General features: G+C 70.0%; 21 protein-coding genes. 2 read left to right on the top strand and 19 right to left on the bottom strand.

The window, feature by feature from the left end; all coding sequences use genetic code 11:
* Window positions 1–32 precede the first annotated feature (32 nt).
* From G528_RS0102865 to lepB, 3 genes are read right to left on the bottom strand one after another with little or no spacing between them, the layout of a single operon-like run.
* Window positions 33–344, bottom strand: coding sequence for a DUF2469 domain-containing protein (locus G528_RS0102865; protein ID WP_026917654.1), 312 nt, complete (start codon window positions 342–344; stop codon window positions 33–35).
* Window positions 344–997, bottom strand: coding sequence for a ribonuclease HII (locus G528_RS0102860; protein ID WP_026917653.1), 654 nt, complete (start codon window positions 995–997; stop codon window positions 344–346). The genes G528_RS0102865 and G528_RS0102860 overlap by 1 nt, the downstream gene beginning before the upstream one ends.
* A 13-nt stretch (window positions 998–1,010) precedes the next feature.
* Window positions 1,011–1,862 carry a signal peptidase I gene (lepB, locus tag G528_RS0102855; RefSeq protein ID WP_026917652.1) on the bottom strand — a complete coding sequence of 284 codons (852 nt, stop codon included), beginning with the start codon at window positions 1,860–1,862 and terminating at the stop codon, window positions 1,011–1,013.
* 155 nt (window positions 1,863–2,017) lie between these two features.
* Here lepB and G528_RS18695 point away from each other — a divergent pair, with 155 nt between their 5' ends.
* Window positions 2,018–2,419 (top strand): nucleoside/nucleotide kinase family protein, encoded by a 402-nt coding sequence (locus tag G528_RS18695; protein ID WP_051198222.1) that lies wholly within the window; start codon window positions 2,018–2,020, stop codon window positions 2,417–2,419.
* Between the two features lie 236 nt (window positions 2,420–2,655).
* Here the strand turns inward: G528_RS18695 and rplS are convergent, their stop codons facing one another.
* The 6 genes from rplS to rpsP form a co-directional block, all read right to left on the bottom strand.
* Entirely contained in the window at window positions 2,656–2,997 is a 342-nt protein-coding gene (rplS, locus tag G528_RS0102845; RefSeq protein ID WP_026917651.1) for a 50S ribosomal protein L19, read from the bottom strand.
* A gap of 169 nt (window positions 2,998–3,166) precedes the next feature.
* A complete protein-coding gene (locus G528_RS0102840; protein ID WP_156890334.1) occupies window positions 3,167–4,423 on the bottom strand; it encodes a hypothetical protein in 1,257 nt (418 codons plus the stop codon).
* Window positions 4,424–4,481: 58 nt separating this feature from the next.
* Complete coding sequence (trmD, locus tag G528_RS0102835; protein WP_026917649.1) at window positions 4,482–5,162, bottom strand: tRNA (guanosine(37)-N1)-methyltransferase TrmD; 681 nt, start codon at window positions 5,160–5,162, stop codon at window positions 4,482–4,484.
* A gap of 5 nt (window positions 5,163–5,167) precedes the next feature.
* Window positions 5,168–5,695 (bottom strand): ribosome maturation factor RimM, encoded by a 528-nt coding sequence (rimM, locus tag G528_RS0102830; RefSeq protein ID WP_026917648.1) that lies wholly within the window; start codon window positions 5,693–5,695, stop codon window positions 5,168–5,170.
* A gap of 10 nt (window positions 5,696–5,705) precedes the next feature.
* Window positions 5,706–5,948: an RNA-binding protein gene (locus tag G528_RS0102825; protein WP_026917647.1), complete on the bottom strand. Its 243-nt coding sequence runs from the start codon at window positions 5,946–5,948 to the stop codon at window positions 5,706–5,708.
* The gene (gene rpsP, locus G528_RS0102820; protein ID WP_026917646.1) at window positions 5,945–6,469 is read right to left on the bottom strand and encodes a 30S ribosomal protein S16; all 525 of its coding nucleotides are present in this window, start codon (window positions 6,467–6,469) and stop codon (window positions 5,945–5,947) included. The genes G528_RS0102825 and rpsP overlap by 4 nt, the downstream gene beginning before the upstream one ends.
* Window positions 6,470–6,770: 301 nt before the next feature.
* Between rpsP and G528_RS0102815 the strand changes: the two genes are divergently transcribed.
* Window positions 6,771–7,427 carry a membrane protein gene (locus G528_RS0102815; protein WP_026917645.1) on the top strand — a complete coding sequence of 219 codons (657 nt, stop codon included), beginning with the start codon at window positions 6,771–6,773 and terminating at the stop codon, window positions 7,425–7,427.
* Between the two features lie 4 nt (window positions 7,428–7,431).
* Here the strand turns inward: G528_RS0102815 and G528_RS0102810 are convergent, their stop codons facing one another.
* The 10 genes from G528_RS0102810 to G528_RS16210 all read right to left on the bottom strand — a co-directional run.
* Window positions 7,432–8,505 carry an amidohydrolase family protein gene (locus tag G528_RS0102810; RefSeq protein WP_026917644.1) on the bottom strand — a complete coding sequence of 358 codons (1,074 nt, stop codon included), beginning with the start codon at window positions 8,503–8,505 and terminating at the stop codon, window positions 7,432–7,434.
* A gap of 6 nt (window positions 8,506–8,511) precedes the next feature.
* On the bottom strand, window positions 8,512–10,086 hold the full coding sequence (gene ffh / locus G528_RS0102805) for a signal recognition particle protein (RefSeq protein WP_026917643.1): 1,575 nt from the start codon (window positions 10,084–10,086) through the stop codon (window positions 8,512–8,514).
* A 63-nt stretch (window positions 10,087–10,149) separates the two neighbouring features.
* Window positions 10,150–10,488 (bottom strand): P-II family nitrogen regulator, encoded by a 339-nt coding sequence (locus tag G528_RS0102800; protein WP_026917642.1) that lies wholly within the window; start codon window positions 10,486–10,488, stop codon window positions 10,150–10,152.
* Window positions 10,489–10,551: 63 nt separating this feature from the next.
* A complete protein-coding gene (locus G528_RS0102795; RefSeq protein WP_026917641.1) occupies window positions 10,552–11,886 on the bottom strand; it encodes an ammonium transporter in 1,335 nt (444 codons plus the stop codon).
* A 133-nt stretch (window positions 11,887–12,019) separates the two neighbouring features.
* Window positions 12,020–13,639 (bottom strand): acyl-CoA dehydrogenase family protein, encoded by a 1,620-nt coding sequence (locus G528_RS0102790; RefSeq protein WP_026917640.1) that lies wholly within the window; start codon window positions 13,637–13,639, stop codon window positions 12,020–12,022.
* A gap of 53 nt (window positions 13,640–13,692) precedes the next feature.
* A complete protein-coding gene (gene ftsY, locus G528_RS0102785; RefSeq protein ID WP_026917639.1) occupies window positions 13,693–15,042 on the bottom strand; it encodes a signal recognition particle-docking protein FtsY in 1,350 nt (449 codons plus the stop codon).
* A 17-nt stretch (window positions 15,043–15,059) separates the two neighbouring features.
* The gene (gene smc, locus G528_RS0102780; RefSeq protein ID WP_026917638.1) at window positions 15,060–18,662 is read right to left on the bottom strand and encodes a chromosome segregation protein SMC; all 3,603 of its coding nucleotides are present in this window, start codon (window positions 18,660–18,662) and stop codon (window positions 15,060–15,062) included.
* A gap of 52 nt (window positions 18,663–18,714) precedes the next feature.
* Window positions 18,715–18,993, bottom strand: coding sequence for an acylphosphatase (locus tag G528_RS0102775; RefSeq protein ID WP_026917637.1), 279 nt, complete (start codon window positions 18,991–18,993; stop codon window positions 18,715–18,717).
* Window positions 18,993–19,400 carry an OsmC family protein gene (locus G528_RS0102770; RefSeq protein ID WP_026917636.1) on the bottom strand — a complete coding sequence of 136 codons (408 nt, stop codon included), beginning with the start codon at window positions 19,398–19,400 and terminating at the stop codon, window positions 18,993–18,995. The genes G528_RS0102775 and G528_RS0102770 overlap by 1 nt, the downstream gene beginning before the upstream one ends.
* A 408-nt stretch (window positions 19,401–19,808) precedes the next feature.
* On the bottom strand, window positions 19,809–20,115 hold a 307-nt coding region (locus tag G528_RS16210), incomplete at its 5' end, for a transposase (RefSeq protein ID WP_035718775.1).

Genomic DNA, 20,115 nt, shown 5'->3' with positions numbered 1-20,115 from the left:
CAGATCACTCTGGGCCGACGTCGACGATCGATTCAGGGTTCGTCGGGCAACCGCAGTTCGGGCTTCTCCAACTCCTCGACGTTGACGTCCTTGAACGTCACCACCCGAACCTGTTTGACGAACCGCGCCGGACGGTACATGTCCCACACCCACGCATCGCTCATGTGGATCTCGAAATACACCTCGCCGTCGGCGTTCCGCGGGATGAGGTCGACACCGTTCGCGAGGTAGAAACGGCGATCGGTCTCCACGACGTACGTGAACTGACCGACGATGTCCTTGTACTCCTTGTACAGGGACAACTCCATCTCGGCTTCGTACTTCTCGAGATCCTCAGCGCTCATCAGGCCAGCCTATCGCGGACGTTCCGGTAACTCATACGGTGCTGCGGCGAAGGTCCCAGGGCGTCGAGGCGCGCCATGTGCAACGCCGTGCTGTACCCCTTGTGCACGGCGAACTCGTAGCCCGGGACGGTCTCGTCGAGCGCCACCATTATGCGGTCTCGCGTCACCTTCGCGAGAATCGACGCCGCCGCGATGCATGCCGCGTTCGCGTCACCGCCGATCACCGGCAGCGAGGGTGCCGCCAGACCCGGCACGGCGAAACCGTCGGAGAGCACGTATCCCGGGCGGTCGCCGAGTCCCGCGACAGCTCGCCGCATGCCCTCGATGTTCGCCACGTGGATCCCGATTCGGTCCACCTCGCCGGGGCCGACCACCACCACGTGCCAGGCGAGTGCGTGCGCGATCACCGCGTCGTAGAGGCGCTCCCTGCTCTGTGCCGTCAACCGTTTGGAATCGTCGAGCCCGTCGAGCGCCGCTCGCCGTCCGTTTCTCAGAACGCATGCGGCGACCACGAGGGGGCCGGCACACGCCCCGCGTCCCGCCTCGTCGACACCGGCGACCGGACCGAGACCCTGTCGGGACAGGGTCTGCTCCAACGTCCGCAGTCCGGAGGCCTTACGCACCGGCGATCGCGGCGGCCATCGTGTGAGCACCGATCCCCCGTGGTCAGTGTTGGGGGTCGACCGAGCCGACACCGCCGATACGCGAGAACGGGTAGATGATGAACCGCACCTTGCCGCGGATGTCGGACACCGGGACGGTGCCGTGGAAGCGGTCCTCGGTGTGTGCTCGCGAGTCCGCCGAGTCGGAGCGGTTGTCGCCCATCACCCACACGTTGCCGTCCGGCACCGTGATGGGCCCGAAGTCTTGTCCGAAGCACGAACCGCCGCCGAGCACACCGCCGGACTCGCTGTACGCCTTCGCCTGCAGGGAGAGGTCGATGTAGGGCTCGTCGAGCGGCTTGCCGTCGACGACGACGCCGCGACCGTCGTCGGCGTGGCACTCCACGGTCTGCCCGCCGGTCGCGATCACTCGTTTGACCAGGTTGTTCTCGTCCGGCGGCTGCAGCGCGAACCAGGAGAGCACGTCCTGCACCTTGTGGATCACCTCGTTCGACGAGCGCGGGCTCTGCCACATGCCGTCCCACGAGTCGCTCGGCGCCTTGAAGACCACCACGTCGCCGGGTTCGGGATCACTGAATCGGTAGACCATCTTGTCGACGGCGATCCGGTCGTTGGCGCACCCGTCACAGCCGTGCAGGGTGGGTTCCATGGACTCCGACGGGACGACGTACTGGCGGAACCCGAACTGCGCGACGAGGAACATCAGTCCGAGCACGATCAAGACGATGACGACCAGCTCGGTGAGCCAGCGGAACGGCTTTCGCTTCTCGTCCTCGTCTTCGTCCTCGCGGATCACGAAAGACGGCTCTCGCCCCGCTCCGTCGCGGCCGTACGCGGAGCCCTCGTCGTGCGTGGCGTCTCCCTCGTGCGTGCCGTGCGCCCGATGTCCTGCGATGCGGTCCGCGTCCTCGCGTGCCCGTTCGCCGCGGTCCGTCTCGTCCCCGTAGTCGTCTGTCACATAGATCAGAGTAGCGATCACCTGTTCCGCTCGCCGCCGCGCGGCGACCTTCCCGCCTTGCACCGCCCCCTGAGCCCGTGTTGGCTGGTCACATGTCAGACACGAGCGACCTCGTCATCGATCGCGTGGCGCGGGCACTCGTCGACGCGCCGCGGGGCCACCCCTGGCGCGTCGGCGTCGACGGCATCTGCGGTGCCGGAAAGTCGACATTCGCCCGTGCGCTCGCCGCCACGGTCAGGGCCTTGGGTCGCCCGGTGGTGTTCGTCGCTTCCGACGGTTTTCACCATGTCGCCGCTCGGCGCCATCGTCGACGCGACACCGACTCCGCTCGCGGCTATTACGAGGACGCGTACGACTTCGACTCGCTGGCCGCGCGGGTCCTCCGCCCGCTCGGCCCCGGCGGGGACCTCCGGTTCGTCACCAAGATCCACGATCTGGAGTCCGACCGCGTCGTGACCGATCATCGGGCCGTCGCACCGGTCGACTGCCACTGAACGCGCGTCGCCCCGGACCGGCTCGGCGGCGTCCATCATCGCGCCCCGCCTGCTCCCGCGTCAGCCGAACACATCCGCGGCCGGACGAACGGCCGCGGATGCTCCTGGGTGACGCGGGAAGGCACGGGCTGACGCGGGAAGGGGGAAAACGTCGGTGGCCTCGTCCCGTTCGGGACGAGGCCACCGACGTTTCGCGTGTCAGCGGTTCACGAAAAGCCGTGTGAGACGGCGCCGGATCAGCGCTTCTCCTTGATCTTCGCAGCCTTGCCGCGCAGGTCGCGCAGGTAGTAGAGCTTCGCACGACGCACGTCACCGCGGGTCAGGACGTCGATCTTGGCGAGGTTCGGGCTGTGCACCGGGAACGTGCGCTCCACACCGACACCGAACGACACCTTGCGGACGGTGAAGGTCTCGCGGACCCCGCCGCCCTGGCGCCGGATGACGACACCGCGGAAGATCTGGACGCGCTCCTTCGAGCCCTCGATGACCTTGACGTGCACGTCAAGGGTGTCGCCGGGAGCGAACTCGGGTACGTCGTCGCGGAGAGACTGCTTGTCGATGAAGTCGAGCGTGTTCATTGTCGTCCAATCTGGGCTGGAGCAGAGGAACCTGGCGGCCGCCGCGCGTGCGCGGGGTTCGACCGGTTCGTGCCCGTGGCATGGTTTCCGTGCACGACCCGAACGCCGGAAGACGTCGGTCGGCAACCTGAAACATTCTGCCAGAGAACCCGCCCCGACGGAAATCGGGTCACAGCGTCGGATCGATCCGCTGCTCTGCGTCCCCGGCCCCGTCCTCACCAGCACAGTCCCCGGCAGACGGGCCGTCGTCCGCCACATCACCGTCACCGTCGACACCGTCGTCGTCCTCCACCGCCCCGATGACCGCCGGAACCACCCAGGGTTGCGGCCCCAGGACCAGAACGCCCTCGTCCGCCGACGACAGATATGCGGCCGGACGACGTCTGCTCCGATCGTCCCCCGCTCCCGGTGCGCCGCGGGTGCCCGCCGGCCCGTACGGCGTACCGGCACCCGCCCCGCTGGGGCGCGCGGCAGGACGTCGCGTCACCGACTCCGTCGCGTCGGCGGGCGGCGCCTGCGTGGTCGACGCACCGGGCGGGACCTGCCGTCGCAGGGCGGCGAGCCGATCGACGAGACCACCGCTCCGCGCGACCGGACTGGTCGACGCCGCCGGCCGGGCGGTCGCCGACACCGGACGCCCGCGCATCCCGGTCGCCGGCACGACCGGGACCGCCGACGGCGCCGGGGCCGGTCCTCCACCGCCGGGGCCCGACGACGCGGGTGCCCCCGACTCCGGAGTTCCCGCGACCGACGGCGAGCGCACCGCCTGGCCGGCCGGATCCGGCGTCGCAGCCGGCGCTGTGGGGGCACTCGCCGGCCCCGACGCGGGATCCGTCCCGACGGCACCTCCCGGCGTCGGCCCCGGCGTCGCGGACACATCCGGCAGGTCACGAGCGTGTCCCGCGACGCCGGCCGCCGGGTCCGCCCGCAGCGCCGCCGCGTTCGGCACGCCGTTGCTGAGGGTGACCGCGGGTGCCGCCGCGAGCCCGTCGGCCGCCCCGGCCATCGGCACGTTGTATCCGGCAGTCAGTTCCGAAGCGATGGCCGTCCGCAGCGATTCGACGATGAGCGCGGCGGCGGGTGTCACCGGGGGCAGGTCCGGTATGGCCGCGACTCGTGGACGGAGGGCAGACGCCGCGGCCAGGTGACCCGACGCCGACGCGAGCGCGTCGTGCCCGGTGGTGAGCCCGTCGAGTGCCGCGTCGAGATCGCGGCCGAGCAGGGTTCCCGCTCTGCTCGACTCGGCTGCCGATCGGCCGGCCTCACCGACGATCGGTGTGAACGCGGCGCGGAGTCGTTCGGCGATCCGACGGGCGTCGGCGATGATCCGACCGATCTCCGCGGCGTCGGCCTGCGCAGCGGCGGAGTCCATCGAGTCGAGGCGAGCGAGGATCTCGGTGACGTCGACCATCCAGGAAGTCCCCATACCGGTCAGACGCGCACCGACGGCGGCCGGTTCCGCGACACGCCGACCCGCCGCGAATTCAGTCGTCGAGGAGTTCGGGGCGTCGATCGCGAGTGCGTTCCACGGACTGCGCGTGCCGCCATGCCGCGACACGCGCATGATCCCCCGACAGCAGGACTTCGGGAACCTCCAGGCCCCGCCACTCGCGCGGGCGGGTGTAGCTCGGCCCCTCGAGCAGGCCGTCGGAGAACGAGTCCTCGCGGTGCGACTGCGGGTTCCCGAGCACGCCCGGCATGAGGCGGACGGTCGCCTCCACCATCGCCAGCACGGCGACCTCTCCGCCGATGAGGACGAAGTCGCCCAGCGAGACCTCCTCGACCCGGACGCGGCGGGCGGCGTCGTCGAAGACCCGCTGGTCGATGCCCTCGTATCGACCGCACGCGAAGACGATGCGATCCTCGCGGCTCCACCGTTCTGCGGTGGCCTGCGTGAAGGGGACGCCGGCGGGCGTCGGGACCGCCAGGAGCGCGTCGTCGGGACACACGTCGTCGAGTGCATCGCCCCAGACCTGGGGTTTCATCACCATCCCGGGGCCGCCGCCGTAGGGGGTGTCGTCCACGCTTCGGTGCACGTCGTGCGTCCAGTCCCGCAGGTCGTGGACGCCGATCTCGATGAGCCCCGATTCGATGGCCTTGCCGAGCAGTGCGGCGCGCAGCGGTTCGAGGTACTCGGGGAAGATCGTCAGAACGTCGATCCGCATCCGTCTCAGTCCTCGACGGGGTCGACGAGACCGTCGGGCGGGTCGATCTCGATGTGGTCTCGGGTGACGGTGGGGACGATCTCGGCGACGAACGGAATCAGCACCTCGCGGCCGTCGGGGGTCACGACGGCCAGCAGGTCGCTGCCCGGCAGGTGCAGGACTTCGCGGACCGTGCCGATCGATTCGCCGTCGACTCTGCTGACCGGCAGTCCCTCGAGTTCGTGATCGTAGAACTCGTCGGGATCGTCGCCGGAGTCGACGTCGGCGGCGTCGATGAGGAACAGGGTGCCGCGCAGCTCGTCGGCCCGTTCCCGGGTCGCGATGCCCTCGAGGGACAGCAACAGCCGCCCGGAGTGCATCCGGGCGGCTGTCACCTGGTATTCGGACTCGTCGCCGCCGGCCTGCCGTGGCGCACGCCCCCGCAGGGTGGTGCCGACGGCGAACCGGGTGGCGGGGTCGTCGGTGCGGATGTCGACGACGACCTCGCCGCGGACGCCGTGCGTCTTCACCACGCGACCGATGACGAGATCCATCAGACGGCGTCTACCGGTCCGTGTCGACGATGTCCACGCGCATTCCCCGGCCGCCGATGGCGGTCACCAGGGTGCGCAGCGCGGTGGCGGTTCGGCCGTTGCGGCCGATCACCTTGCCGAGGTCCTCGGGACTCACGTGAACTTCGACCATGCGGCCGCGACGACCGGTGATGAGGTCGACGCGGACGTCGTCGGGGTTGGCGACGATACCGCGAACGAGGTGTTCGACGGCATCAGCGACGATGACGCTCACGCGTCCGCCTTGGCGTCGCCTGCATCCTCGGCGGGCTTCTCGTCAGCCTTCGCCTCGTCGGCCTTCGCCTCGTCAGCCTTGTCGTCGGCCTTCGCCTCGTCAGCCTTCTCGGCGGCCTTGTCTTCGGCGGCCTTCTTCGACTTCTTCTTGGCCGTGGTCGCCTCGGCGGCCGGCTCGCTGTCGGCGGCGGCGAGGGCGGCGTTGAAGAGGTCGAGCTTGCTCGGCTTCTCAGCGGCGGTCTTCAGGGTGCCGTCGGCGCCCGGGAGGCCCTTGGCCTTCTGCCAGTCGCCGGTGACCTTGAGGATCGCCTGGACCGGCTCGGTCGGCTGCGCGCCGACGCCGAGCCAGTACTGTGCGCGCTCCGAGTCGACCTCGATCAGCGACGGCTCTTCCTTCGGGTGGTACTTGCCGATGGTCTCGATGACGCGGCCGTTGCGACGGGTGCGCGCGTCGGCGACGACGATGCGGTACTGCGGGTTGCGGATCTTGCCGAGCCGCGTGAGCTTGATCTTGACAGCCATGGGGCGTCTCCTTGTCACTGCGCAATTCAGCGACTCGCCGAGGTGTGGCGAGCCCGGTTTTGCGATCTCTTACGGGGTGACCGTCGGTCGGCCGTGACCGGGTCCGACGAACCAGCGTTTCATTCTGCCAGAAGCGGCGCTTGTCACCCAAACCGGGGATCGTCGGAACGGTCCGGTCCGGCCGGCCGCCCGTGGTCCGGCAGTCCGGAACGCTCGGGACGACATCCACCCGGTAGCGTGGCACCGGACCACCGGAGACGTCATGACAGTCTCCGCACGATCGTCGGAGGACGCCGGACCCATGCTGCACGCCCTGTCGCTCGCCTTCGTCGACTCGGTGAACGTGCTCCTCATCGGAGTCCTCGTGGCCTTGGCGATGATGCTGGCGCCGGGCCGGTACCGGCGGATCGCTCCCCTCCTGCTGATCGGCGACTGGCTGGGGGTCTTCGCCCTGGCCGTGGTCGTGATGCTGGTGTTCGACGGGCTGCAACCCCTCGTCGAGGCGGTCCTCGACTCGCCGGCGTTCGGCGTCCTGCTGATCCTGACGGGCCTGCTCACCGCGTACCTGACGTGGCGGGGCGGTGACTCTTCGGGGCTCGTCGACAGGATTCTCACGCCGTTGAAGGAGCCGTCGCCGCTCACCGTGGTGGTGGGTGTGGTCCTCGGTGTCGTGCAGTCGGCCACCTCGGTCCCGTTCTATGCGGGGCTGGCGGTCCTGTCGGCCTCCGAGATCCCGGGCGCCGAACGGTATCTCGGGGTGGTTTTGTACGCGCTGGTCGCGTTGAGTCTGCCGTTCCTGGCCGGTCTGGCACTAGTGGCGGTGCGCGCTCGGCCGCACTGGTGGATCGGACGGGTCTTCGCCTACGGGCGTCGCAATCAGGAGACGGTCGCCCGTGGCGCCGGATGGTTCGTCACCGTCCTGCTGATCATCATCGGCGTTCTGCAGATCCTGCAGTAGCGGTTCAGATCCGCTGCCCGCCGCACACGATGTGGCGTGGGCGACGCAGGGTCGACGGGTCGACGGCGGGGTCGGCGTCCAAGGCGAGGAAGTCGGCGCGGGCACCGTGTTCGATGCCGGGCACGCCGAGCCAGGCACGCGGGGCCGTCGATGCCGCGGCGAGGGCTTCGAGCGGTGACAGTCCGATCCCGGTCAGCGCCTCGATCTCGTCGACGATCCGGCCGTGCTCGATGGTCCCGCCGGCGTCGGTGCCTGCGTAGATCCGGACGCCCGCCTCGCGGGCCTGCGCGAACACGTCGTGACGACCGGCGTGCAATGCGAGCATGTTCTGCTTGTACGTCGGAAATCGGTCGGCTCCCGCCGCGATGTCCGGGAAGGTCTCGAGCTGGATGAGCGTCGGTACGAGGGCGATGTCGCGGCGGACCATCTCGTCGATGAGGTCCTCGTCGAGGCCGGTGCCGTGCTCGATCGAGTCGAACCCCGCACCGATCAGGTCCGGCAGCGCGTCGGCACCGAAGACATGCGCGGTGATCCGCGCCCCGTTCTCGTGTGCGGCCGCGACGGCGGCGTCGAGCTGCGCGCGGGTCCACAGCGGTGCGAGGTCGCCGACCTCGCGGTCGATCCAGTCGCCGACGATCTTGACCCACCCGTCGCCCGCTGCGGCCTGCACGGCGACTTCGGCGGCCAGGTCGTCGGGGTCGTCGAGTTCGACGCCGTAGTCGCGCAGGTACCGCTTGGGGCGTGCGATGTGCCGTCCGGCCCGCACGAATCTCGGTCCGTGCGGGTCGTCGTCGAGCGGGTGGGTGTCGAGCGGCGATCCGACCTCCCTGATGAGGGTGGTCCCCGCGCGGAGATCCTTGTCCGCCAGGCCCCGCGCCTGGTCGATCGTCACCCCGAGGCCCGGTGCGATGCCGACGTGGTTGTGGGCGTCGACGAGGCCGGGAACGATCCAGCCTGCATCGTCGACGCGGGTCGCGCCGGGAACCGGGTCGGTGGACACGGTCCCGTCGACCACCCAGAACCGGAGCGGCTCCCCGGTGAAGGGGTCGATACCCGAGAACTCGACAGCGTCACTCATGCCGGACTACTTCTTCGGGAACTTCAGATCGTTCAGGTCGATGCCCTCGAGGCCGGGCGGCAGTTCGTCGAGGCCCGGCGGCATGGACGACAGGTCCATTCCGGGCGGCAGCCCCATCCCCGGCGGCATTCCGGGGAAGCCGCCGCGCATGGCCTTGGGCGGCGTGGGCCCCCTGTTCTTGCCCTTGCCCTTCTTGCCCTTCTTGCCCTTGCGGTTGTTCTTTCGGCCGCCGCCGGGGCCCATGCCCATCCGCCCGGACATCTGCGACATCATCTTGCGGGCGGCGAAGAACCGGTCGACGAGCTGGTTGACGTCGGTGACGGTGACGCCGGAACCGGTGGCGATACGACGCCGCCGCGATGCGTTGATGATCTTCGGGTCGTCACGCTCACCGGGCGTCATACCCCGGATGATCGCCTGGATCTTGTCGAGTTGCTTGTCGTCGACCTGCGCGAGGGCGTCTTTCATGTCCCCGGCGCCGGGCAGCATCCCGAGCAGATTGCCGATGGGACCCATCTTGCGGATCATCATCATCTGCTGCAGGAAGTCGTCGAGCGTCAGCTCGCCCTGGCTGATCTTGGCGGCGGTCTTCTCGGCCTCGGCGGCGTCGAAATGCGCTTCGGCCTGCTCGATGAGCGACAGCACATCGCCCATGCCGAGGATTCGGCTGGCCATCCGGTCCGGGTGGAAGACGTCGAAGTCCTCGAGCTTCTCGCCGGTGGACGCGAACATGATGGGTTTGCCGGTGATCTCCCGGACCGACAGGGCGGCACCGCCGCGTGCGTCGCCGTCGAGTTTGGTGAGCACCACGCCGGTGAAGTCGACGCCGTCGGCGAAGGCCTGCGCCGTGGTGACCGCGTCCTGACCGATCATGGCGTCGAGGACGAACAGCACCTCGTCGGGGTCGGTGGCGTCCCGGATGTCGGAGGCCTGCCGCATCAGTTCCTCATCGATGCCGAGGCGACCGGCGGTGTCGATGATGACGACGTCGTGGTGTTTGGTCCGGGCCTCGTCGACACCGGCCTGCGCCACGTCGACCGCGGCGGCGGATCCGTCGACGCCGAGGTCGCCCTCGCCGCCGACGCCGGTGCCCGCGTGGGGTGCGAACACCGGGACTCCGGCCCGCTCGCCCACGATCTGCAGCTGCTGGACCGCTCCGGGGCGCTGCAGGTCACACGCCACGAGCATCGGGGTGTGTCCCTGCTTGACCAGCCAGGCCGACAGTTTGCCGGCGAGGGTGGTCTTGCCCGCACCCTGCAGGCCGGCGAGCATGATGACCGTCGGCGGGGTCTTGGCGAGTTGGACGCGCCGCGTCTCGCCGCCGAGGATGCCGACGAGCTCCTCGTTGACGATCTTCACGATCTGCTGGGCGGGGTTCAGCGCGCCGGACACCTCGGCGCCTTTGGCGCGCTCCTTGATGCGGCCGATGAACGTCCGGACGACGGGCAGCGAGACGTCGGCCTCGAGCAGTGCGAGTCGGATCTCGCGCGCGGTGGCGTCGATGTCCGCGTCGGTCAGACGCCCCTTGCCGCGCAGATCCTTCAGAGCACCGGTCAACCGGTCGGAGAGGGATTCGAACATTCCTCCATCTTTCCATGCGTCGCCCCCGGCCTGCAGCCGGGACCGTTCACCGACGGCGGCTGCTCAGAGGGCGTCGGGCCCGCGTTCGCCGGTGCGGACGCGGATGACGGTCTCCACCGGGGTCACCCACACCTTGCCGTCGCCGATCTTGCCGGTCCGCGCGGCGTCCGCGACCACGTCGATGACCTGGTCGACGGCGTCGTCGTCGACGACGACCTCCACACGCACCTTCGGGACGAAGTCGACGGCGTACTCCGCCCCGCGGTACACCTCGGTGTGCCCCTTCTGGCGACCGTATCCCTGCACTTCGCTGACCGTCATCCCGACGACGCCGGCCTCTTGCAGTGCGGCCTTGACGTCGTCGAGCGTGAACGGCTTGACGATCGCGGTGATCAGTTTCATGGTTCGACCCTTCCCTCGCCCGAACGCCGTGCCTGGTTCGAAAGCCTAGTGCCGCGGCCCTTCTCACACGGCTTCATAGGCACTCTCCGCGTGCTCGGCGGCGTCGATGCCGGTGAGTTCGGCCTCGGGGTCGATCCGCCACCCCAGGGGACGCAGCGCCACCGCGATCACGGCGGTGAGCACTCCGCTGACGGCGACGGCGGCGGCGGCGATGACCACTTGGACGACGAGTTGCCGGTAGTCGTGCCCGTACAGCAGCCCGCTCTCGTGCGACAGCAGTCCCACCGCGACGGTCCCCCACAGTCCCGACACCAGGTGCACGCCGACGACGTCGAGCGAGTCGTCGAAGCCGTACCGGAACTTGAGTCCGATCGCGAGCGCGGAGAGCACGCCGGCGACGAGTCCGAGGAGCAGCGACCCGGCGGGGGTGAGCGCACCGCAGGCCGGGGTGATGCCGACGAGGCCGGCCACGACGCCGGAGGCCGCGCCCACACTGGTCGGGTGCCGGTCGCGGATCCACTCCACCGCGAGCCAGCCGATCACGGACGCCGCGGTCGCGGCGACGGTGTTGATCCACACGAGTCCGGCGGTGGCGTCGGCGGTCAACGCCGAGCCGGCGTTGAATCCGAACCAGCCGAACCACAGCAGGGAGGCGCCGAGCATCACCAGCGGGATGTTGTGCGGCCGGTACGCGGTGCGACCGAATCCCCGCCTCGGTCCGACGACCAGCGCGATGACCAACCCCGCGGTGCCGGCCGTGATGTGGACGACGGTCCCGCCGGCGAAGTCGATCGGCGCGACCTTCGCGACACCGTCGGCGACGCCGAACATCCACGCCGACAGGGAGCGGCCGGCGTCGGAGAGCAGTCCGCCGCCCCACACCATGTGCGCCATCGGACAGTAGACGACGGTGACGAAGAGGACGGTGAAGACCACCCAGGTCACGAACCGGACGCGTTCGGCGATCGCCCCGCTCACGAGTGCCACCGCGATGACTGCGAACGTCAGTTGGAAGGCGAGGAAGGCGGTGGCCGGGACGTGCGTGGCACCCCACAGGACCGTCTCGGCGGCGCCGCCGACGGTCCGGGTCTCGGTGAGCTGCCCGGATCCGAAGAGCGCGAACGGGTCGGCGAAGACCCCGCCGATGTCGTCGGCGCCGGTCACCGAGTCGCCGAACGCCGTCGAGAACCCCCAGAGCACGTACACCACGGTCACCGATGCGAGGGCGGCGAACGACATCATCATCATGTTGAGCACCGATTTGCGACGGGCGAGTCCCCCGTAGAAGAACGCCAACGCCGGGGTCATCAGCAGCACGAGCGTCGCACTGATCAGCAGCCAGGCCGTGTCACCGGTGTCGACGGTCCCGAATACGTCGTCGGGCAATGCACTCTGCACGATGGCACCTCCTGCCGAGTCGTCGTCCGTCGACGGCTCGACACGAGGATGCGCCCGGGATGTTGCCGGGTCGGGGCCGGAATCGTTTCGTCGCCGTCACACGATGCGACGGCGTGTTTCGCTGCGGTTACGTTCAGGCGCGATCGACGAGTGCGCCGAGGTCGAGGTCGGTGCCGAGGACCCCGTAGAGGTGCCCCGGGTCGGCGATCCGGGCGGCGACGAAACCGTCGGACACCGCAGCCGGAGCCTCCCGGATGAGGACGCTGCCCTGCAATGCGATGGCCATCGACTCGGTGAGACGGCGGGCGAGCGCGGGGGCCGCCGCGGGGTCGGCGGCCGCCGCCGCGACGAGTTTGCGTGTCCGCTCCACGTGCAGGTCGTAGGCGCGGTGCACGCCGAGCGCCTTCTCGAACTCGCCGTCGAGCGCTTCCACCGACGCGGGGTCGCGCATCATGGCCCGCAGCACGTCGAGGGCGATCACATTGCCCGACCCCTCCCACACGGCCATCACCGGCTGTTCACGGTAGCGACGCGCCAACGGGAAGCCGTTCTCGCAGTAGCCGTTGCCGCCGAGGCATTCGAGGGCCTCGTAGGCGTGGCCGGGACCGCGCTTGCACACCCAGTATTTGCCGACTGCGGTCGCGAGCCTCCGGAACGCCGTCGACTCCGCGGAGTCGTCGTCGTAGGCCGCGGCGAGCCGGATCCCCGTCCACACGGCGGCCTCGGCCTCCAGTTGCAGGTCGGCGATCACCGCGGTCATCGCCGGCTGGTCGACGAGGACGGCGCCGAACGCGGACCGATGCCGCACATGCCAGGCCGCCTCGGCCACCGACTGTCGCATTCCGGCCGCGCTGCCCAGCACGCAGTCCAGACGGGTCTGGTTGACCATCTCGATGATGGTTCGGACGCCGGCGCCCTCGTCGCCGAGCCGGTGGCCGACGGTGTTCTCGAACTCCACCTCGCTCGACGCGTTCGACTTGTTGCCGAGTTTGTCCTTGAGCCGCTGGATGCGGAACACGTTCCGTGTGCCGTCGGGCAGCACTCGCGGCACCACGAAGCAGGTGACTCCGCCCGGGGTCTTCGCCAACACGAGGAAGGCATCCGACTGCGGTGCCGAGCAGAACCATTTGTGTCCGGTGATGAGGTACGAGCCGTCGGCCTGTTCGACGGCGCGCGTCGTGTTGGCTCGCACATCCGAACCGCCCTGTTTCTCGGTCATCGCCATCCCGAAGATCGCCGAGGTCTTCGGACCGTCGAGCTCGTGACGGTAGTCGCGCGAGAACACCCGTCCGAGCCACTGCTCGGCGAGGACGGGATCGGTCCGCAGGGACGGGACCACCGCGTGCGTCATGCTGACGGGGCACGCGTGCCCGGGTTCGATCTGTCCGAACTGCATGAACATCGCGGCGCGCGCGACGTGGGCGCCGGCGCGGGGCTCGGACCAGCAGCTGGTGTGCGCTCCGCGGGCGATCGCGTCGCCGATGACGCGGTGGTAGGCGGGATGGAACTCGATCTCGTCGACCCGATTGCCCCACCGGTCGTGCGTGTGCAGCGTCGGCGGGATGGTGTTGGCCAGTTCGGCGTCGCGTTGGAAGTCGGCCCGCCCGACGAGCGCCCCCGCCTCGGTCAGCGCGTCGGTCGCCCACGATCCGCCGTAGACGCCGACGGCGTCGACGAGTGCCGGGTGCGACGTGTACTCGTTGACGTCGACGCGTGCCGGCGCCTGGTTGACCACATCGTGCGTATCGCTCATCGGGACTCCCTGCCTCTCGGTTGCCGCATCACCAGCGTAGGCCGAGCCTCGATTCACAGGAGGGCGTCGACGAAGGCCTCGGGTTCGAACGGCGCCAGATCGTCGGCGCCCTCGCCGAGACCGACGAGCTTCACCGGGACGCCCAGCTCCTCCTGGATGCGGAAGACGATGCCGCCCTTCGCGGTCCCGTCGAGTTTGGTGAGCACGACGCCGGTCAGGGAGACGACTTCGGCGAACACCTTCGCCTGCATGAGCCCGTTCTGGCCGACGGTGGCGTCGAGGACGAGGAGCACTTCGTCGACGTCGGTCTTCTTCTCGACGACGCGTTTGACCTTGCCCAGCTCGTCCATCAGCCCCGACTTGGTGTGCAACCGGCCGGCGGTGTCGATGAGGACCACGTCGACGCCCTGGTCGATGCCGGTCGACACCGCGTCGAAGGCGACCGACGCCGGATCGGCGCCCTCGCGGCCGCGCACGGTGTCGGCTCCGACCCGTTCGCCCCACGTCTGCAGCTGGTCGGCGGCGGCGGCCCGGAACGTGTCGGCCGCGCCGAGCAGCACGCGTCGACCGTCGGCCACCAGGACGCGGGCCAGTTTGCCGGTGGTCGTCGTCTTTCCGACGCCGTTCACGCCGGCCACCAGGATCACCGCCGGTCGATCGGCGTGCGGCAGCGCCTTGACCGATCGGTCCAGGTCGGGCTGCAGTTGTTCCACCAGGACGCGCCGGAGGGCGGATCGGGCGTCGTCCGCGGACCGGACGCGGCCCGCGGCGAGTTCTTCCCGCAGCCGCTCGGTGACGGTCGCCGTCGCCGCCGTTCCGAGGTCGGCCATGACGAGCGTGTCCTCGATCTCCTCCCAGCTGTCCTCGTCGAGGTCGCCGGCGCCGAGCAGGCCGAGGACGCTCGCCCCGATCGCTCCCTGGGATCGGGAGAGTCGGCCGCGAAGGCGCGAGAGGCGCCCGGCCGGCGGTGCGATCTCATCGAGTTCGACCTGGGGTTCGGGTTCGGGCTCGGGTTCGGGCTGGGGTTCGGGCTCAGCTTCGGGTGCGGGGGTCGGCGCGGCTTCCGAGGGGGCCGTCGCATCCGGTTCCGGGGGCGACGCCGGTTCCACCGCCGGCTCCTGGGGCTCCGGCTCTCGTTGGTCCGGCTCCGGCGGCTCCGGCGCCGCTGTACCGGCCGACCCGCCCGGGCCGCCCTGGCTGAACGTGAAGCCCGACCCGGCGCTGTAACCGCCGGACCGGTCGACGGCGCGACTGTCCCCGTCGGTGGTCTGCACACCCGGGGTCGTCGGCTCATCGCGCAGAGAGATGCGGCGCCGCCGGTTCAGGGCGTAGCCCACACCTGCGACGAGGGCGAGGACCACGAGAACGGCGATGACGATGCCGATGATCAACTGGGTGTCCACGAGTGACGTCTTCCCTTTCAGCTCACGGGAGCGGAGTCGGTGTTCGGTTGAATGTCGATGCCACGGAGGCGCTGCGAGATGACCTGGGTGATGCCGTCGCCCCGCATGCTCACACCGTAGAGGGCGTCGGCGATCTCCATCGTCGGCTTCTGGTGCGTGATGACGATGAGCTGCGAGCGTTCCCGCAGTTGCTCGAACAGCGAGATGAGGCGCCGGAGGTTCGCATCGTCGAGGGCCGCCTCGACCTCGTCCATCACGTAGAACGGCGACGGCCGCGCCCGGAAGATCGCGACGAGCATGGCGACGGCCGTCAGCGACTTCTCCCCGCCCGACAGCAGCGAGAGGCGTTTGACCTTCTTCCCCGGCGGCCGCGCCTCCACCTCCACGCCGGTGGTCAGCATGTCACCGGGGTCGGTCAGCACCAGACGGCCCTCACCGCCCGGGAACAGCGTCGCGAAGACCTGCGAGAACTCCTTCTCGACGTCGGCGTACGCCTCGGTGAACACCTGCAGGATGCGGGCGTCGACGTCCTCGATGACGTCGAGGAGGTCCTGGCGGGCCGCCTTCACATCCTCCAACTGCGCCGACAGGAAGGTGTATCGCTCCTCCAGTGCGGCGAACTCCTCCAACGCCAGCGGGTTCACCCTGCCGAGGGTGCGCAGGTCCTTCTCGGCCGTCTTCGCACGCAGTTCCTGCGTCGCGCGGTCGTAGGCCATCGGCGCCGGCGCCACCACCTGCTCCCCGCGTTCCTTGGCCGCCTCGTACTCGCGCATCTCCAGCTCGGACGGCGGCATCGGGACGTCGGGACCGTATTCGGCGACCAGATCGTCGGGGGCGATCGCGAACTGTTCGAGCACCTGCTCCTCGAGCTGTTCGATCCGCAGGGCGGCCTGAGCCTTCGCCAGTTCGTCACGGTGCACGGCGTCGCGCAACCCGTTCATCACGCCCGCCAGCTGTTCGGTCTGGGCGCGCAACGCGTCCACCTCGGCGCTGCGTTCGGAGCGGACCGCCGCGAGACTGTCGCGTGTCTGGGCGGCGTCGGCGACGGCGGCCGCGACGGCGACGGCCAACCGTTCGCCGGTGGATTCGACCGCGGCGGCGATCGTCGCCGCCGCGCGACGCTGTTCGTCCTGGCGGCGGCGCCGTTCGCGCGCTGCGCGCTCCGCCTCCGCCGCGCGCCGCAGGCTGTCGGCGCGGCCGCGGACCGACGCGAGACGCTCCTCGGCGGTCCGGAGGGTCAGCCGCGTCTCGACTTCGGCCGAACGGGCCTCGGCGACCTCGGCCGCGGCCGCCTCCCGCAGTTCGCGATCGGTGTCGCCGGTCGGTTCGTCGTCGCCGTCGATCGCCCGGGCGAGCCGTTCCTCGACGTCGCTGAGCGCCGCCAGGTTCTCGGCCCTGCCCTGTTCGACGAAGTTCCGTTGGCGCATCATGCGATCGGCCTCGTCGCGTGCCGCACGGATCTCGGCGCCGAGCCGGCCGAGCGTCTCGTAGGCCGCGCCGACCGCCGCATCCGACTCGTTGAGCGCCGCGAGCGCATCCTCGGCGGAGTCCCTGGCCCGCTCCTGGGCGGCCCGCGCCTCGACGAGTTCGCGCTCGACGCGTTCGGCGGTCTTCTGCGACGCGGCGAGCCGGTCGGTGGCCGCGTCGATCTCCGACTGGACTTCGAGGGTCGACGGTCGGCGTGTCGATCCGCCTTCCACGGTGGCCGCCGAGATGCGGTCGCCGTCGCGGGTGATGCCGATCAACCCGTGGTCGCCGGCCACCGCGAGTGCCGCCGTCGCGTCGTCGACCACGACGACCGACGCCAGGAGGACGTCCAGGGCGCCGGCCACCGATTCCGGCGCGGCGACGAGGTCGCGCGCCCACACGGCGCCGGCCGGCAGGTCGACGGCTGCTCGCGGCCGCTGTGGGAGGCCGCCGACGATGAGCGCTGCGCGCCCGCCGTCTCCGGCGCGCAGGACGTCGAGTGCCCGCACCGCCGCGACGCCGTCGACCGTGGCGAGCGATTCGGCGGCCGGGCCGAGAGCACCGGCGACGGCCGCCTCGTACCCGGGTTCCACGGTGATGAGATCCGCGAGCGGGGCGAGCAGGCCGTCGGCGCCCTGTTCGACGAGCCATGCGCCGCCGTCGGCGCGTTCGAGTCCGACGGCGAGGGCTTCGATGCGTGCGGTCAGTGAGGCGATGGACCGCGCCGCTTCGCGCTCCTCCTCGTGCAATCGGTCGACGGTCGTCGTCGCCTGTTCGAGGGCCGCCACGCATTTCTCGTGGTGGTCGTCGAGTCCGCGTTCGGCTTCTTCGAGTTCGGCGACGCGCGCCGTCTCGAGATCGAGTCCGGCTTGGGCCGTCTGCGCGCGGTCGGCGGCGGCGTCCATCGCGGCGGTGAGCCGTGCGGTCTCGGCGTCCACCGATTCCACGCGGGTCCGCAGGTTGGCGGCTTCGCCTTCGAGGCGCGCCAGCCCTTCGCGGCGGTCGGCGACGGCTTGGACGGCCGCCATGTGGGCTTGTTCGGCGGCGGTCGCGGCTTGTTCGGCGGCGGCGAGTGCGGCCGTCGCGTAGTCGAGTTGTTCGGCGGCCGCTTCGACGGTCTCGGCGTGCTCCGCCTCGGTGAGGGCGGCCTCCTCGGCCTGGCGGTCGAGGTCGTCGGGGTCCGGACCGGTTTCGGCGGCGGTCGGCGTCGCCAGGTTGGTGGCGCGTTCACCGGCGAGCCGGTTGGTGCCGTCGACGCGTTCGGCGAGGGCACTGAGCTGGTAGAAGACGCGTTCGGCCTCCGATGCGGCGGGGGTCGCCTGTGCGAGCTGCTCCTGTGCGGTGTGCAGGGCCTCGGTGGCCGAGTCGAGGGCCGCGGCCACCTCGTCTTGTTGGCGGCGCACGTCGGCTTCGACCGCACTGTGTTCGGCCATCTCTGCGCGACGGGTCACGAGGTCGTCCGCGGCGAGCCGGAGGCGGGCGTCGCGGAGGTCGGCCTGCACGGTGGCGGCGCGGCGCGCGACTTCGGCCTGCCGGCCCAGTGGCTTGAGTTGTCGGCGCAGTTCGGTGGTCAGGTCGGTCAGGCGGGCGAGGTTGGCGGCCATCGAGTCGAGTTTGCGGACCGCTTTCTCCTTGCGGCGGCGGTGTTTGAGGACGCCTGCGGCCTCCTCGATGAACGCCCGCCGGTCCTCGGGTTTAGATTCGAGGATCGCCGAGAGGCGTCCCTGGCCGACGATCACGTGCATTTCGCGGCCGATGCCCGAGTCCGAGAGGAGTTCCTGCACGTCCATCAGACGGCACGATTCACCGTTGATCTCGTATTCGCCGGCTCCGTCGCGGAACATGCGGCGGGTCACGGAGACTTCGGAGTAGTCGATCGGCAGGGCGCCGTCGGAGTTGTCGATCGTGAGGGTCACCTCGGCGCGCCCGAGGGGCGAGCGTCCGGAGGTGCCGGCGAAGATGACGTCGGCCATCTTTCCGCCGCGCAACGCTTTGGCGCCCTGTTCGCCCATGACCCACGTGAGGGCGTCGACGACGTTCGACTTGCCCGATCCGTTGGGCCCCACCACACAGGTGATCCCGGGTTCGAAGCGCAGCGTCGTGGACGACGCGAACGACTTGAATCCCTTCAGGGTGAGGCTCTTCAGGTGCACGACCCGTCAGCCTACCCACTCCGGCGGTGCGGCCGCCCGCGACCTGCCACGATCATCGTTCCTCGAAGCCCGTGAGGCCGCCGCGGGGCGCCTCGAACGATTCCACGACGAGGTCGACTCGTCCCGGTGTCCGGCCCGAGCGCAGCGCGTCGAGGAGCGCGGCGACCGCGTTCTCGGACCCTTCGGCGACGACCAGGACGCGGCCGTCGGGTTTGTTCGACGCGTATCCGACCAACCCGAGTTCAAGGGCCCGCGACCGAGTCCACCAGCGGAATCCGACTCCCTGCACGGTGCCGTGCACCCATGCGGTAAGCCGTCGGTCCGCGGCCATCAGTCCGTCTCGATCTGCAGATTCACTTCGGCGCCCGCATCGAGCGTCCGTCCGACGGTGCAGACCTTCTCCACGGCCCGCTGCACCACCACGAGGAGGCGCTGCGCCGCATCGGGGTCGAGTTCGGAGAAGTCGACCTCCAGGGTCTCATCGAGACGCGGGTAGCGCTCCTGCTCGCGGTCGGCGTCGCCCGACACTCGGACGGTGGCGTCGTAGTCGTCGCCGAGGCGACGCGACAACGGGCGGTCGGTCGACATCCCGGTGCAGCCGGCCAACGCGATCTTGAGCAGTTCGCCGGGGGTGAAGACGCCGTCGAACGACTCGTCGCCGATCAGCACCTCGGCGCCCCGCGAACTTCGCCCCGTGTAGCGCCGGGTCCCGGTCCGTTCCACCCACAGTTCGGTCATGTGATCTCCTGCTCTCTCGTCGGTCGGCCGCCGGCCGCGCGGGCCGCGGCTCGCTCGGGCATCGGTGTCGCGTCGCATCCCGCGGTGTACGTCGACGATAGATGTCACGACCCGGTCGACGAACCCCGGTCAGGGACGGTGGCAGCCTCTGTGAGCCACCGCTGGACAGATCCTGGGCATGACGCCCCAAGGGTGCAGACGATTCAGGAGTCACAGCGAGCGCCGAGTGACGACGCCAACCCTGCCGGCCAGCCACTACGAAGACTTACAGACGGTTCACGGCAGGTTCCAGAGCGCCAGCACGATGGAGCGGCCTTCCTCTACGGTGAACGCGCCCGCCAGCACGTCAACAGTTAGTCCGTCCGCAAGGGCGAGGAGCTATTGTCAAGACCTGTGGATGAGGTTGTTTCAGGCAGCCTCCTGCTGGTCGGGTGAGACGGTGCCGGGTTCGACGAGTTCGCCGTTTTTGAAGGTAGCGCCGGCCCGGACGAGAGCGACGAGGTGGGGTGCGTTGACGGCCCGCCATTTCGTCTGTGCGGCTTCGATGAGTTTGTAGGCCATCGCCAGTCCCGCGGCCCGTGAGCCGGGGCCCTTGGTCACCTTGGTGCGCAACCGGACCGTGGCGAAGGTCGACTCGATCGGGTTGGTCGTGCGCAGATGAATCCAGTGCTCGGCCGGGTAACGGTAGAACTCCAGCAGCACATCAGCGTCGTCG

This window comes from Gordonia shandongensis DSM 45094 (assembly GCF_000423025.1).
In the GTDB taxonomy this organism is placed as follows: domain Bacteria; phylum Actinomycetota; class Actinomycetes; order Mycobacteriales; family Mycobacteriaceae; genus Gordonia; species Gordonia shandongensis.
This window is presented reverse-complemented; position numbering and strand designations above follow the sequence as displayed.